Genomic DNA, 14,547 nt, shown 5'->3' with positions numbered 1-14,547 from the left:
TTAGTAAGGTAAGTTGAAAATCAGTGGTGATTGTAGCTCAGTTGGTAGAGCCCCGGATTGTGATTCCGGTTGTCGTGGGTTCGAGCCCCATCAGTCACCCCATTTCATCTGCTTAGCTTTAAAAGTAAAAGCTCGGTGATTAGCGCAGCCCGGTAGCGCATCTGGTTTGGGACCAGAGGGTCAGAGGTTCGAATCCTCTATCACCGACCAAATTTAAAAAGTAGTGAGATATTATCTCGTTATTCGCAAGACAAAAAGATTTTCGGACTCTTAATTGAGATAAAAGTGCGCAGCCCGGTAGCGCATCCTGATTTGAAGCAAGAGCGGACCAGAGAGTCAGAGGTTCGAATCCTGCTTTTTATTAAATCAGCCGACCATTTTTAAAAGAGTTTACGGTGATTAGCGCAGCCCGGTAGCGCATCTGGTTTGGGACCAGAGGGTCAGAGGTTCGAATCCTCTATCACCGACCACTTTCGAAAAGCCTCTTGAGAAATCAAGAGGCTTTTTTCGTTCTTGGCTTGGAAATTTAGGGAAAAAGGCTCAGAGGTTCGAATCCTCTCTCTTTATCAAAGCTGGCCGACCACTTTCGAAAAGCCTCTTGAGAAATCAAGAGGCTTTTTTCGTTTCCGGCTTTCTCATTATCTGAGATCTTGATGATTAGAGTCCTGCTTTTTATTAAATCAGCTGACTATCTAAAAAAGTTTACGGACTCTAAATGAGGTAAAAGGGCGCAGCCTGATTTGGAACATGAGCGGACCAGAGGGTCAGAGGTTCGAATCCTCCCTTTTTATCAAAGCAGGCCGACCACTTTCGAAAAGCCTTTTGAGAAATCAGAAGGTTTTTTCGTTTCCGGCTTTCTCATTATCTGAGATCTTGATGATTAGAATCCTGCTTTTTATAAAAACAGCTGACTACCTTAAAAAATTCTCGGACTCTTAATGAGGTAAAAGGGGGCAGCCTGGTAGCACATCCTGATTTGAAGCAAGAGTGGACCATAGGGTCAGAGGTTCGAATCCTCCCTCTTTATCAAAGCAGGCCGACCACTTTCGAAAAGCCCTCTGAGAAATCAGAAGGATTTTTTCGTTTTATTTTATAAAAACAGCTGACTACCTTAAAAAATTCTCGGACTCTTAATGAGGTAAAAGGGCGCAGCCCGGTAGCGCATCCTGATTTGAAGCAAGAGCGGACCAGAGGGTCAGCGGTTCGAATCCTCCCTTTCTATCAAAGCTGGCCGACCACTTTTATGAGAAAGCCCTTCGAGAAATCGAAGAGCTTTTTTGTTATCTGCTTTGGAGTTAGTGGGAGAGAGTCTGAGGATTCGAATCCTCACTCGTTATATATGCAGACCGACCACCTTCCGAAAAGCCTCTTGAGATATCAGAAGATTTTTCGTTTCCGGGTTTGAATATACAGGGGCAAATCACGCAAGTTTTGATAAGTTCGTCATTCCGTAAAGTGAGGGACGAACTTATACGGAATCTAAGGCTCTAGTCCAGCTGGAGCCTGGATATCTCGCTCTTTAATAATGCAAGCCAAGCAGATACTAAAAAGGCCTCAGAGTTCATCTGAGGCCTTTTATTACTGTATCTTGTAGATGCTACATTTAATCCTCAACATCCACTGGTGGGGATATGTAGCCCATGTAAGCATTGGTTTTCAATGGAATGAAGCGATCTAACTGAGCTATCTCCTCAATGCCGGTTACTATGACCTTAATATCCAGACCTCTTGCGACATTGATCAATGCACGACACAGTTCGCTACTGTGTTCACTCTCATCATAATAGGCAAATGATTGATCGAGTTTCACATAACTTGGTCTCAGCGTTTGCAGGTAAGACATGGAGCCAAACTGACGGCCGAAGTGATCGATACCGAAGTGAGCTCCATTATCACGAATAATCGTGCAAAGTGCCTGACAAGAGTCAGGATCGCTATACACGCCGGCTTCAGGTATATCGAAGCAGATGCGTTCAGATAACCCTGTTGAGCGTAAGAATTGGTTTAGCCACTCATGAAACTTAGGATCGCTCAAACTTTGGAATGTTAAGTTAATTGCGATAGGCTCAAAACTCTTATCGAGGAGGCGATCCTCGTGTACTTTCTCTATGAGACATTTATCCAGCAAAGAGCCAAGTGATAACAGCTCGACATAAGGCATAAACTGCCCTGCATGGACCATCGTCTCACCGAGTTCAAGCTGACAGTACAACTCTCTTTGCATGATATTGTCACTATCATTGAGCTGTACGGGCTGCCACTTAAATTTAAATCGACGGCCATTGATCGCTGAGCTCAAGTGTTCACGCCACTGTTCACGGGTGAAAAGCTGTTTCTCGGTATTTTCAAACCAATGAAAAACTTTATCCTCTTTTATGGCTTTTTGAAGTGCATTATCCGATTGCGCTAAGATGTCTGACACTGTCATTTGACCTATGCGCTCGGCAACACCTATGGCAAAGTTTTCATTGGGCTTGCAGCCTGCTTTAGACATCTCTTGGTTAATTGTGCGGATCAGAGTTTGAAGATATTTGCTGGTTTGCTCATGTTCGGAGCTGGTAATTAAGAACGCAAATTCATAAGCTGCAATTCTTGCTACAACAGAAGTCGCGACCTCATCTAAGTGCTCTTTCAGCTTCTGAGAAAGTAACTTAATCGTTTCATCTCGAACCTGATAGCCGTATTTGCTATGCACCTCCTCTAACCAATCCAACTTAGCCATGACCAGAGCACCACTTTTTGGCTCATTAAGCCAACTGCTTAAATGCCCCATCATATATTGGCGATTTGGAAGTCCTGAGACCTGATCGACTAAGTTCTTCTTACGTAGCTCTCCCACCTCTTCATCGAGAGAGTTAAAGATTAATTTAAGTTGATCTGACATGCTGTTAAAGGCGAGTACGACGGACTTTAGCTCCGTAGTCTTAGGTACCGGCATGTCCGGGCCAAACTTTCGCTGTGAGATCTCTCGAGCGTGCTCCGCGATGGTATGCAAAGGTTTGAGGATCCAAGTTAACCCTACTCGAGCGAATACAATTGCAATTAAAAAGAGCAGTGAAAATACGATAATCGCATTGCTCATCGTGCGCCACAGTTCGTGATAGCCAAACCCTGGGTGAGCGGTTATCTCAAGTCGAGCCAGCTGGATCCAACCTGAGGTGATGGTACTCTCCTTCTTGATTGTCTTGAACAGATCCAGGTCGATAAACCATTGCGGGACGCCTTCAATCTTAACTGAGTTTTCCCAAACCTGTTGTTTGCCATCGACTAACCATGTCAATTTTACCTGCTGGTAATATCCACCTTCAAAAATAACATTGATCAGTGTTTCCGCCCCGACAATATCGCCAGCTTCAAGATCGGGTACTAACATGATCCCAAGAGAGTTGCTGGTGTTGTTAAGATCTGATTCCATCTGCTTCGTAAGAAAGCTTTGAGTCTCAGTGAACTGCACATAGCCTAGACTCGCCACCACCAGTAGAAACAGGCCAAACAGTAGTGAGTATATCTGTCGAAACAGTGTCATTTTTCTAGCTACTCCAATCTTAATTTGGGTTGTCTAAGTCTTTCGACACCCAATCTATATTTGAGATCGTTCCATTTCGCAAGCTTTTTGGAGGAACCTGCAAGAACGCCTCGTCCTTTTTCCTTGTTAAGCCACAACTGTCGACCATTAAAGCTGTAGACCGGTATTAAATCTTTTCTCTGGGTAGCGGGTTTAATTCTTTTATCTAGATTATCGAGTACCCAGGGGATAGCAGAAGGCGTTTCGTAATAAGCCAGAACCATATGGTATTGGTTAACGCTCGTTGCTTTAACCATGGTGATCCGCAACTTATCTTCTGGTACGCCAAGCTGAAGCAGGGTGAAATACTTTGCTATCGAAAAGTCTTCACAATCACCGCCGTTAACTCCGATAAACTCCATCGGCGTCGACCAGTAGTTACTATCACCCCAAAGTTTAATGTCGTCGACAAAGCGAAAAAGATTAAAAAAGTTGTTCACTTTAGTCATCTGTTCTTTTTCGCTTAACCCTTGTGCCTCATCAAGCACCCTAAACCATGCTCTGGCTCGTTTTCCTGCACGTTCACCATACTTGGACTCGAGCGTCGAAGTAATGTGGCCCCTATCCAGTTTTTGCGTAGGTGAAGCATAAAGGCATGATATGGCCAGAGTCAGTGCCAATAATATGAACTGGCAGACTTTTCTGCATGCTAATTTACTACAATAAAGCCTGCCATTCATGATGCTTGGTTTATTTCCTTACTTACTTTACTTCTTCATCAACGGTATAGATATGCCATTTCATATCTGCCGTTGTATCTTCTCCGGTCACTTCTGCGATTACGCGTCTGTTACGGGTATGGGCAATACTCGTCTCACTCATATCAACGGGGCGGTCATAACTGTAACCAATAGCGGTTAACCTATCGGCTTCAATACCGAATTGTTCAGTTAACGTCGATGTTACCGCGTTGGCCCTGTTCTGTGAAAGCGTTAAGTTATGCTCATAAGCTCCCGTCTTACTGCAATGTCCTTCAATGGTGACGACAGTATTTGGATAATCGGTCATAAATGTTGCAATGACTTCTATTTGACCATAGTACTGAGGGTCTATGTAGTAAGAGTCGTTTGCAAACAGAATCTTAAGCTCGGAGCGTTCATTAATCGGCCTAACTTTACCACAGCCGTAGTTGTCGATGGTGGCACCTAATACTGTATCGTTACAACGTTCTCGGGCGACAATTACACCATCAGTGTCAAGATCGTTAAGATCGTGGACTTGATTGGTGGGTTCATCCATGGTGACGATATCACGCGATGAGCAGCCGCCAAGCAAGGCAATACTTAATATGAATATGAAGGTTTTCATTAGTTAACTCCTCCTTCGTAGTTACGCTCACCTTGCCATACATCCGGGCGAGTGACTCTTAATGATTCCAATAATCGGCCGGTAGCATTCAAAATACGGTATTCCGAAAGGATACTATCGTACTCGGCTTCCAGGTAATCTTTACGGGCTTCGAAAAGTTCGTTTTCGGTATCCAATAGATCGAGCAGGGTACGCTGACCCAGATTGAACTGTTGGCTGTAAGCGACTTGTGTATCTTTAGCCGCGATAACATGCTCACGAATATACATTTTTTGCGGCTCTAGTAGCTCGTAGGCGTTCCAGGCCAGATTGACCCCTTCAACGACTTGACGATGAGCGCGTTGACGGATCTCTTTTGCTTCACCGATTTTATATGCGGCCTCTTTCTCACGCGCGAGATCTTTACCGCCTGCAAAAAGATTATATTTGACTCTGACCATGGCAACCAGATCGTTGCTGTATCCGCCGACATCATTTAGGAAAAGGCCTGAACCTGAGATCCCCTCTTCACCATCTAAGTTATTATTCCAGTTCCCTTCCAGATCCAAAGTGAATTTTGGATAGTAGTTGGATTGAGCCGAAGATTTTTCGCTTTTTGCCGCTTCAATATCACTGGCTGCCGATTTCAAGATAGGGTGATTCTCTTGGGCTACTTTGACGCTGGTGCTGAGATCTTCTGGCAACATATCGTCATCGGGGACGGGAACAATTAAGCTTTCTGGCTGTTGTTCTACCACGCGGATAAATTGTGCTTTAGCATCGAAAAAGTTGTTTTTAGCCGAGATAAGGTTTGAATTGGCACGAGCCTGACGACCGGTGATCTGTGACAGATCGGCAACGGAGCCTAGACCCGAATCGGTTCTCTGTTTAATCTGATCGTATATCTCCTGATGGCTGGCCAGGTTTTTCTCTGCCAGCGTCAGTACCTGCTCGCTACGGATATAGTTAACATAAACTTTAGCCACATCGAGAGCCATATCTTCAGCTGCCGAGAAGAGTGCCCACTGTTCGGCACTGGCTTCGAAGCTATATCTGTCAACTTCGCTACTGGTATAGAAACCATCGAATAGCATCTGCTTGATGCTGAAACCAGCCTCACCACGTTCCAATTCAACAACACCATCAGAATCTACTTCACCTACATTTGGCTTTCTGCGTGTCGATGGGCTATCTGTCTGCTCATATCCATATCCGCCACTGATATCTACCGTTGGCATGTAACCGGCTACCGCTTGACTAACCTGCTCTTCACGTGCTTTAAAGCGATTAAATGCGATACGAATTTCAGGATTTGTATCTAAGGTGTGCGCGACTGCTTGCTCCAGCGTCTGGCTGTAAGCCGACGCGGGAATAATCAGTGCGCTAACGGCTAACGCTAAGCCGCTGCGTTTTAGTTGCCGAATTTTACTGGTGTTCATGTTAACCCCTCCAGGTTGATTTTATTAGGCTAGCGCTCTCTGAGCGCCGTATCTTTCGCCCTTAAAATTGGATTAAGTATGTACTCTAAAACGGATCTTTGCCCAGTAATTACATCAACCGAGGTTAACATCCCTGGTATAATTGGCATTTCAGTGCCGTCGTCCTTTTTTAAGCTTGATAGTTCAGTTCTTACTCTTACAAGATAGAAGCTGTTTCCCTCTTCATCTTGTGTTGTATCCGCACTAATATGCTCTACAACCCCATTTAAGCCTCCATAACGTGTAAAGTCATAGGCTGTGACCTTAACTACGGCGGGTAAACCTGGATGTAAAAAAGCGATATCTTTAGGAACTATTTTGGTTTCAATTAGCAATTGATCTTCGGATGGAACAATTTCGAGTATGTCGATACCTGGCTGCACCACGCCGCCAAGGGTAGTAATATGAATACTCTTAATCGTTCCATTTACCGGTGACGTTATCTCGGCTTTACTGACTTTATCTCGCGCGCCGATCTGAGCTTCGTTCATTCTGGATAGCTTGGTTTGCATCTCATTGAGCTGAGTCCGAGTTTCGGCGGCAAAGACAAACACGGCCTCACGACGCTTCAGAATTGCTTCATCTTGTGAGGCTTTAACTTTAGGCCTTAGCAGTCGAAGAGAGGAGAGCTCGCCTTGAATATCGTTAACGGTACGTTCAAGTTTGAGTAGCTCTACTTCGGGAACGATCCCTTTTTCTGCCAGAGGCTTGGTGAGTTCTAACTCCCTTGAAATTAATTGGAAGCTTCTGGTGAGCGTATTGATCTTCGAAGCCAGCTCTTCAGTTTCCTGCTGTTTTTGTTGGATCTGTCTGGCTAGAATTTCGAGTTGATTGCTCAGGCTATCCATTCGTCCCGAATACTCTTCCGATTGACGTTTAACCAGTTCAGGTTCTTTTTCGATTAGCTCCCCTGAAAATAACAGAGGCGTTTTGGTGATTTTGACCTGCTCTCGCCAATTCGATGACATATCAGAAATAATAATACTATTGAGCTCGGTTTCGAGCCGTTTTACGTTAGCCTGAAGGCTAAATACCTCTTGCTCCTGTTGATCGAAGTCGGAGCGAAAGCGGGTATCATCGATTCGCACCAGTGCCTGGCCCTTAGTGACATGCATACCCTCCTCAACGTAGAGCTCTTGCATTATCCCGCCATCCAGGCTCTGAATCACTTGAATTTGAGAGGAGGGGATCACTTTGCCCATGCCTGTTGTGACTTGATCTAACTTAGAGAAGTAAGCCCAGAGAACGAAGCATAGCGCAAAGGCTGACAGTGCCCAGATGATCAATCTGTGACTGGTCGGTGCATCGGTCATCATGGCGCCATAAACATCATCGACCATTTCCAGATCTTGAGTCGTCAAGTGTTTACTCATTTCTCTGACCTCCGGCGAGTAAACCTTTGCTCAGTTTTTCCAGCACCTCATTTTTAGGCCCATCGGCAACTACATGGCCTCTGTCGAGCACGATAATACGGTCGACCAGCTTTAGCAGATGCATCTTATGGGTGATAAGCAGCAAGGTTCTGTCTCTCGTGACGTTTTCCATGGCTTTTATAAATTGTTTCTCGGCTCTTGCATCTAAGCTCGCCGTCGGTTCGTCCATAAGCAGCACTGGTGGGTCATTTAGCGTTGCCCTTGCCAGGGCAACAGTTTGCCTCTGCCCCCTGGAGAGTGCGCGGCCACCTTCACCTACCTGTTGATCTAAGCCTTCTGTTTCCAGATCGGTAAACTGGCTGATACCAGACAGTTGCACCGCCCGGATCAGTTGGTGTTCGGATACCTGTCGGGTGCCAAACAGGATATTGTCCCGGATAGAACCATGGAACAAAGTGATATCTTGAGGGAGGTAACCAAAGTTCCGCCTCAGGTCTGTAGGGTGGATCTGAGCCGAGTCCAGTCCATCATACCTCAGGCTTCCCTTAGTCGGTTGATAGAGTCCGACCAGCATTTTGGCCAGGGTACTCTTACCTGAACCATTCCGGCCTATGATGGCGACTCTCTCGCCAGGCTGAATGTTAACTGACATAGGATGTAAGACCGGTCTCTCCGAACCGGGATAGGAGAAACTAATATGATCGGCACTCATCTGGCCCTGGAGGCGCTGTCGGCTAACCAGGTGACCCTTATTCTCAAATTCATCCTCTTGGGTCATGATTTCATTGAGTTGCCGCAGTGCACTCGCCGTATGGTTACCGCGGGTCATGAGCCCTGCCAGCTGTGCCATGGGAGAGATTGCCCGGCTCGATAAGATCACGGCCGCAATAATGCCACCCATAGAGATCTCGTTATCGGCCACGCGATATACCCCCAAGATCACCACACTCACTACAGAAAGCTGTACCGTAAAGTTAGCGAGGTTGGTCACTGAGGTTGAAATCTTCTTCGATTTCAATTGCCAGTTAGCAGTATGGCCAATCATCTGTTGCCAGCTTTTCTGTACTAACCCCTCGGCGCCACTGGATTTTATCGACTCTAATGAGGCGAGTGATTCGATAAGATGGCCATGTTTCAGGCTGGAAAACTTGTTGCTCTCCTCGATCGCGGCCTTTAATTTTGGCTGCATGATCAAGGTATAGGTGATAATAATTACTCCTCCTAATAGAGGAACTAAGGCTAAGTCGCCCGCTACTAAGTAGATAATCATCATGAAGAATATTGCGAACGGCAGATCTACCAATGTGGTAATGGTTGCCGAAGTCAGAATATCCCGAATGCTGTCAAACTCACCTAGCTGCCTGGCCATACCGCCGACACTGGGTGAGCGATTCTCCAGCGGGATGCCTATTGCTTTGGCAAACAGCTTGGAAGAGACGATGATATCGACCTTCTTACCCGCAACATCGATGAGATAGGCGCGAAGTTGCCGCATGATTAGATCGAAGATATAGGCGATGCCCGCGCCGATGGCTAATACCCACAGGGATTCGAACGCTAGGTTGGGGACGACCTTATCATAGACATTCATGATGAATAGCGGCGAAACCAAAGCGAAAAGGTTGACCAATACCGATGCGATTAATGCATCCCGGTAGATAGGCGCCGAATCTTTAATTGTTTGAAATAACCAGTGCTTATTACTGTCATGGAGATGAATATCGAAGCCCATATCGCCACGATACTGCTGCTTAACCATAAACAGGTACCCGACATAGATAGCCTCAAGATCTTCAAGCGATAGCGTCTCTTCGCCCCCGGTCTCCGGCAGCTGAATGACGGCCCTATCTTTTTTTACATCCAATTCACGAAGCAGGCAGGCTTTCTTATCTTTTAGCAGCAAGATACAGGGCAGGAAAATAGGCGATATTTGGTTTAACCCTTTACGGGTTAACTTTGCAGCCAACCCCGCTCGAGCAGCGGCCTGAGGCACCAAGTCAGGTGTGAGTACACTACCAGATAGGGGGAGGCCTGCCGCCATAGATTCACTGGAGCAAGGGCTGCCGAAATATTCGGTTAATAATACTAAACTGTCTAACAGGGGATCGACTGAGACTCTTTGAGAGGCAGAGACGGTCCACTGATCAGTTTTCTGAGGAGCGGAAACAGACACCTAAAAGCTTATCCTTAAGATTTTATTATGGAATTATTCTTATTGTATTATAAAAGTATTAGTCAAGATGGTCTATTTAGCTATAGACCATCTTGATAATTAGCGGATTTATGGAAGAAGATGGAGAACTTGATCATCATCCGAGTGCTGATTAGAGCCGGAGGCATCCGCAAATGAGGTTGAAGTTACCTCTGTATCGGTTGAACTGCTGATGATTAGCGCTCCGTCTCCACTATTACCCAGTAGCCCTTGAATAATCGCCCCTTCACTATCTCCAAACGCATCACTGAGATCGACGCCATCTAAGACGATATGCTGCTCGTAATTGCCATCGAGGTTTGCATCTATATCGATAGATGTCGAAGGCGTCGAAGTCGTATTATCGACAGTAAAGTGGAGGTATTCAGAAAGTTGATGTCCATTCTCTACATGTAGAAGGTCGCTGAGATCTAGTTTATCTTCACCTAGATTAAAGTCAGTTATGTGATCTGTACCGTTTGAACCCGCGGACCACACGAAGGTATCTGCACCTGTGGGGCCCGTAGGGGCGTCGCCGGTCAGAGTATCATCGCCTAACCCACCTATAAGCGTATCGTTACCGATTCCTCCAATGAGGTGGTCCGCCCCCGAACCGCCGTCCAAGGTATCGTCACCACCCTGACCGAAGAGGATATCTTTACCTTGACCGCCGTTGAGCGTGTCATCGCCGTCATTGTTATTTGAGATATCAAATTCTGATATGTGGTCACGAATGTAAGCATGAATATCTTCCAGATTGATATCGCCAGTAGTTTGACCTGTCTCATCTGCAATATATTTTTGCAGGGCGACAAAGCCTTGACCATCGACATCTTCAAACTTCACTAGATCACCGAAGATAATGTCATTACCTTGGCCGCCATCAGAGTTATCATCTCCTTGACTTAGCAATGTTTCTGAACCAAGGATTACACTGGCTAGATCGCTAACATTAATCTGTGCTTGCACATCACCGTCAGTATCATAGAGTTTGAGTGTTTCAGTTGATACGCCTCCCCCTATGCCTACTGCTCTGACTTCAGATACGGCATTAAGCAGGCTAAAAGCATGCTGGGTCTGTTGATTCGTTCCAGCATCTTCATGGAAGTTATAGCTGCCATAACTGCCATTAATATAACCTTGTATTTCATTTGTATACGAAGAAAATACATCCCCATCTTCATTAATTATAACTTTACCATCGAGTTCAACCACATCTCCGAAATTGTACAGTCCATTGTTTATTAGGCTATCCAACGAGATAAAGTGCCGTGTTGTTGAATCAAATCCAACATAGAAACTGTCAGCATTGTCAGAAGATTTATTATTGGGATTACCATCTGTTATGAAATAAGAGAGGTTTGTTGCACTATTGTTAGCGATATTGTCACTATTAAACCACTCGATGACAGAATCAAAGCCTGCTTCGTAATTCGTATTTTGATTCTCTCTTGTATTAACAAGGTTTAACTCTGCTAAAAGTTCATCTAGTGCTTGGTTGTTTGCTTGGTCTCCTAATTCACCCAATTCGATCGATTTATAGTGCTTTGTATTATTGGAAAAATCGACCAGCAGAATGTTAAGGGTACCAGCTTGAACACCATTTGCACTATCAAGTAAAGTCTCAAACACACTAGCTAGCTGGGCCTTTGCCGTCTCAATCTCACGGCTCATGCTACCCGATGAATCTAAGATAAAGGCCAGGTTATAGTCTTCACCTGAGACTATTTGCAAGCCTTCGGTATCACTCACTATGATGTCATGGTTATCGGTACCACTAAGCGTGTTATCTCCGTCGGTACCAGAGTTATATTGGTAACCTCTGGTTGGAATGATATCAAAGAATACTGTCGCAGTGTCAACCAGACCGGAAGGATCTGTGATGGTGTAATCGAAGCTAGCAGGCCCTGTATAACCCTCTTCAGGAGTGAAGAGTAGGTTACCTAGTGCATCAATAGAGACCGTTCCATGACTTGCGTTGCCTGCACTGACTATCTCAATGGCATCGCCGTCTGGGTCACTATCATTTCCTAAGATTGTCGAAGCTTGGAAGGTAAATGCCGTGTCTTCCAGAACATGAGCTGGCTGAGTGAGTATCTGATCACCCAGTGGCATATAGCTCCCAATTGGGGTGCCATCTTGCTCAAATTGGCCAATTTCAATATCTAACTCATATGCACCGTGTTGGTCCCAATAGACGAGCTCAATTTCATGGCTGCCACTTGTTGCTATGTCGAAGTAGAGATGGCCATCTTCACCTGGATAACGAGTATTCGATGGTTGATTTTTCGAGAAGATGGCAACGACTTCGCCATCAATCTTAATAGCATAGCCATCATCAGCTGTTACTTTTAAACCGTAGCGGCCAGCATCAAGTTGTACAGCACCTTGCATATGCAAGATAGCATCTGAGGTGTTACCTGGATCAGCTGTTAGACTCGCGGCATCGCTACCTAAGAAGGTTTGTAAACTCTGCCCAGTGCCTAAATTCCCATCTCCCCAGCTATAACTTAAGGTCGTCGCAGTAAATAGAGCGTCGGGATCATTGTTGTTAATAAATCTCATCACCTGATCGACTGATGAGAGGTTTCCTCCGTCAGGACCTTGGTTATAACCATAGTAGCTACTCGCTAAGCCGCTACCAAAATAGTCGTTTTCAGCATCGGGTGCTTGGTTATGGTCAGCGACATTAACAGTGACACTCGATGTTGCACTCGCCCCTGAACCATCGGTGGCAATGACTTGAATACCCGTTACTAACAGGTTGTCGACGTCAATATTGTGCGGGAATTTTCCAAGTAACTCGACATCGAGAATGACCGAGCCTTGTTGTCCTGCTGCAATTGAGTCCCAATCCAGGGTCAGTTTAAGCAGATCTCCACGTCCATTCATTGAACCAATGAGGTCGCCACTTTCGATACGCCACTCCATATCTTGGCCCTTAGGTAGGCGAATACCTTGTACCTCAATGTTGTTGGTATCACCAAAGCCAAAGGTATTGATCTCAGTATCACCCGCTTTGAACAGCAATGACTCAGTGTCATTGTCAGCAGCATCAGAGAGTAATGTGGCTTCATCGAGCTGTGCAACTGCGTTGGTAGTTACTACTGATAATGATGCTGGGGCATTTAGTACCACGCTGAAATCATTATCACTGTCCACATCACCATCGCTGTCAATTATATCCACGGTAAAGTCGAGTGTCGTACCGGACGTATCGATTGTAACTGTCTCGGTAAATAAGCCCTGAAGGTTAAAGTCACCGCCACTATCAGCCTTCGAAAGTTCCAAAACGTTGACTTCAACAATCGATGAACTGGATAGGGCTGCTTCAAACTCATCACTTGTGCCGGTGAAGATCAAGTCAGTGATTTCTCCCAGAGCATTCTTTCCCTGCACATAGAAGGTGGCATCACCAGAATAAACTTTACCACTGTTTAAACTTAAGGCTATTTGAATATTGTTAGTTGTGGGCTGCTGGAATGACAGAATAAGTGTGTCACCGGCACCGATATCTTTTCCTGAGCCGACCCCTATACCATTGTTGCTGTTGTTTACAGATGCCACATTGCCATTGGAGATACCTGTCACAGTACATAAGGTATCTACAGTGGCATTGGTACCGTATTGCAGCTCACCGTTAAGATAGATGAATAGGTTGTCGCCATTACCAGCCGTTATGCTTCCGGTGAAATCAGCAGTGGTTTCTTGAATAACTGTGATCGAATCTTCCAGATTAACGACATATTCGCCGGAGTTAGGATCCACGGATAAAGTAAAGACCAGTGATTGCCCAGCATTTGCATTACTATAGCCCGATATCGTGGTTCCTGAATCTGTATAGGCATACATAAGATCTGGATTCGCTGGATCGACATAGTAGTAAATTGTCTCCCCACCGGTAGTCAGGCCTGAGTCAGCAAAATACAGTTCATTACCCGCCTCGTTACTCCAACCCGCTACATTGCCTGTCAAATTTGCAGAGTAATCAGTATCAGCACCACCAACTGTAAGGCTTCCTGTGTATGTACCAGTTAGGTTGTCACTAACAATGCTGTTTACTGATGCCTCAGGTGCATCATCTTCGATAATAACGTTGAAACTGCCGTTGGTTGTAGTTGTACCGTCATTTACACCAATGCCAATATTCAATGAAAGATTATCTTCAATATTGGCTGTTAGGTGATCGACAGCCGCTAGTAGAGTTACCGTGTAGCCCCAGTCACCAGAGTCTGAACCATCAGGTGCGGTTAGGCTAATAGTCATCACTTGGTTGTCATCAGAGAGAACTGAGCCAACAAAGCCTGTAAGAGTTTGAGCATCTGGATCCCATGACCATTGCACGTCCTGACCACCCGAAGTAATGCCTTCTGGCCCTGTAAGTGTAACCACTAAATAATCATCATCAGCGTCTTCGATATTGATAGTACCTGTAGCAATGACAGCGTTGGTTGTATCTGTGTTGCCTATATCGTCAATCAAACCGCCAGTTAGACCCTCTTCAGAGACTCGGGTGTTGGTTGTTGCAGTGATGTCAGCCGGGTCATTAGCGCCCACAATGGTAATCGTTACGGTGTGCGTCGCAGTGCCATCGGCACTGGTGACCGTAATGGTGCGGATTTCAGTTTCGCCTTCAGGCAACGATTGCACCGC

Annotated in this window: 7 protein-coding genes, 3 tRNA genes and 1 pseudogene; 4 read left to right on the top strand and 7 right to left on the bottom strand. The window is 45.5% G+C overall.

Features of this window, described 5'->3' with window-relative positions:
• The first annotated feature begins 26 nt into the window (after positions 1-26).
• The 4 genes and pseudogenes from EKG38_RS19675 (at position 27) to EKG38_RS19665 (ending at position 470) form a co-directional block, all read left to right on the top strand.
• Positions 27-102: transfer RNA gene (locus tag EKG38_RS19675), tRNA-His, on the top strand.
• A 31-nt stretch (positions 103-133) separates the two neighbouring features.
• Positions 134-210 (top strand) — tRNA-Pro (locus tag EKG38_RS19670).
• 68 nt (positions 211-278) lie between these two features.
• A pseudogene (locus tag EKG38_RS25000) lies at positions 279-364 on the top strand.
• Between the two features lie 29 nt (positions 365-393).
• Positions 394-470 (top strand) — tRNA-Pro (locus EKG38_RS19665).
• Between the two features lie 1,133 nt (positions 471-1,603).
• On the opposite strand, the gene EKG38_RS19660 is transcribed toward EKG38_RS19665, so the two are convergent.
• The 7 genes from EKG38_RS19660 to EKG38_RS19630 all read right to left on the bottom strand — a co-directional run bounded on the left by EKG38_RS19660 (position 1,604) and on the right by EKG38_RS19630 (position 14,535).
• The gene (locus EKG38_RS19660) at positions 1,604-3,526 is read right to left on the bottom strand and encodes a bifunctional diguanylate cyclase/phosphodiesterase (protein ID WP_126522256.1); all 1,923 of its coding nucleotides are present in this window, start codon (positions 3,524-3,526) and stop codon (positions 1,604-1,606) included.
• 8 nt (positions 3,527-3,534) lie between these two features.
• Positions 3,535-4,245 carry a transglutaminase-like cysteine peptidase gene (locus EKG38_RS19655; protein ID WP_126522254.1) on the bottom strand — a complete coding sequence of 237 codons (711 nt, stop codon included), beginning with the start codon at positions 4,243-4,245 and terminating at the stop codon, positions 3,535-3,537.
• A 22-nt stretch (positions 4,246-4,267) separates the two neighbouring features.
• On the bottom strand, positions 4,268-4,873 hold the full coding sequence (locus EKG38_RS19650) for an OmpA family protein (RefSeq protein WP_126522252.1): 606 nt from the start codon (positions 4,871-4,873) through the stop codon (positions 4,268-4,270).
• A complete protein-coding gene (locus EKG38_RS19645) occupies positions 4,873-6,291 on the bottom strand; it encodes a TolC family outer membrane protein (RefSeq protein WP_126522250.1) in 1,419 nt (472 codons plus the stop codon). The genes EKG38_RS19650 and EKG38_RS19645 overlap by 1 nt, the downstream gene beginning before the upstream one ends.
• Positions 6,292-6,320: 29 nt before the next feature.
• Positions 6,321-7,703, bottom strand: coding sequence for an HlyD family type I secretion periplasmic adaptor subunit (locus EKG38_RS19640; protein ID WP_126522248.1), 1,383 nt, complete (start codon positions 7,701-7,703; stop codon positions 6,321-6,323).
• The gene (locus tag EKG38_RS19635; protein WP_126522246.1) at positions 7,696-9,876 is read right to left on the bottom strand and encodes a type I secretion system permease/ATPase; all 2,181 of its coding nucleotides are present in this window, start codon (positions 9,874-9,876) and stop codon (positions 7,696-7,698) included. The genes EKG38_RS19640 and EKG38_RS19635 overlap by 8 nt, the downstream gene beginning before the upstream one ends.
• A gap of 108 nt (positions 9,877-9,984) precedes the next feature.
• On the bottom strand, positions 9,985-14,535 hold the full coding sequence (locus EKG38_RS19630) for an Ig-like domain-containing protein (protein WP_246033225.1): 4,551 nt from the start codon (positions 14,533-14,535) through the stop codon (positions 9,985-9,987).
• Between the last annotated feature and the right edge of the window lie 12 nt (positions 14,536-14,547).

Origin of the sequence: Shewanella canadensis (assembly GCF_003966225.1) — a bacterium.
Classification (GTDB): Bacteria; Pseudomonadota; Gammaproteobacteria; order Enterobacterales; family Shewanellaceae; genus Shewanella; species Shewanella canadensis.
This window is presented reverse-complemented; position numbering and strand designations above follow the sequence as displayed.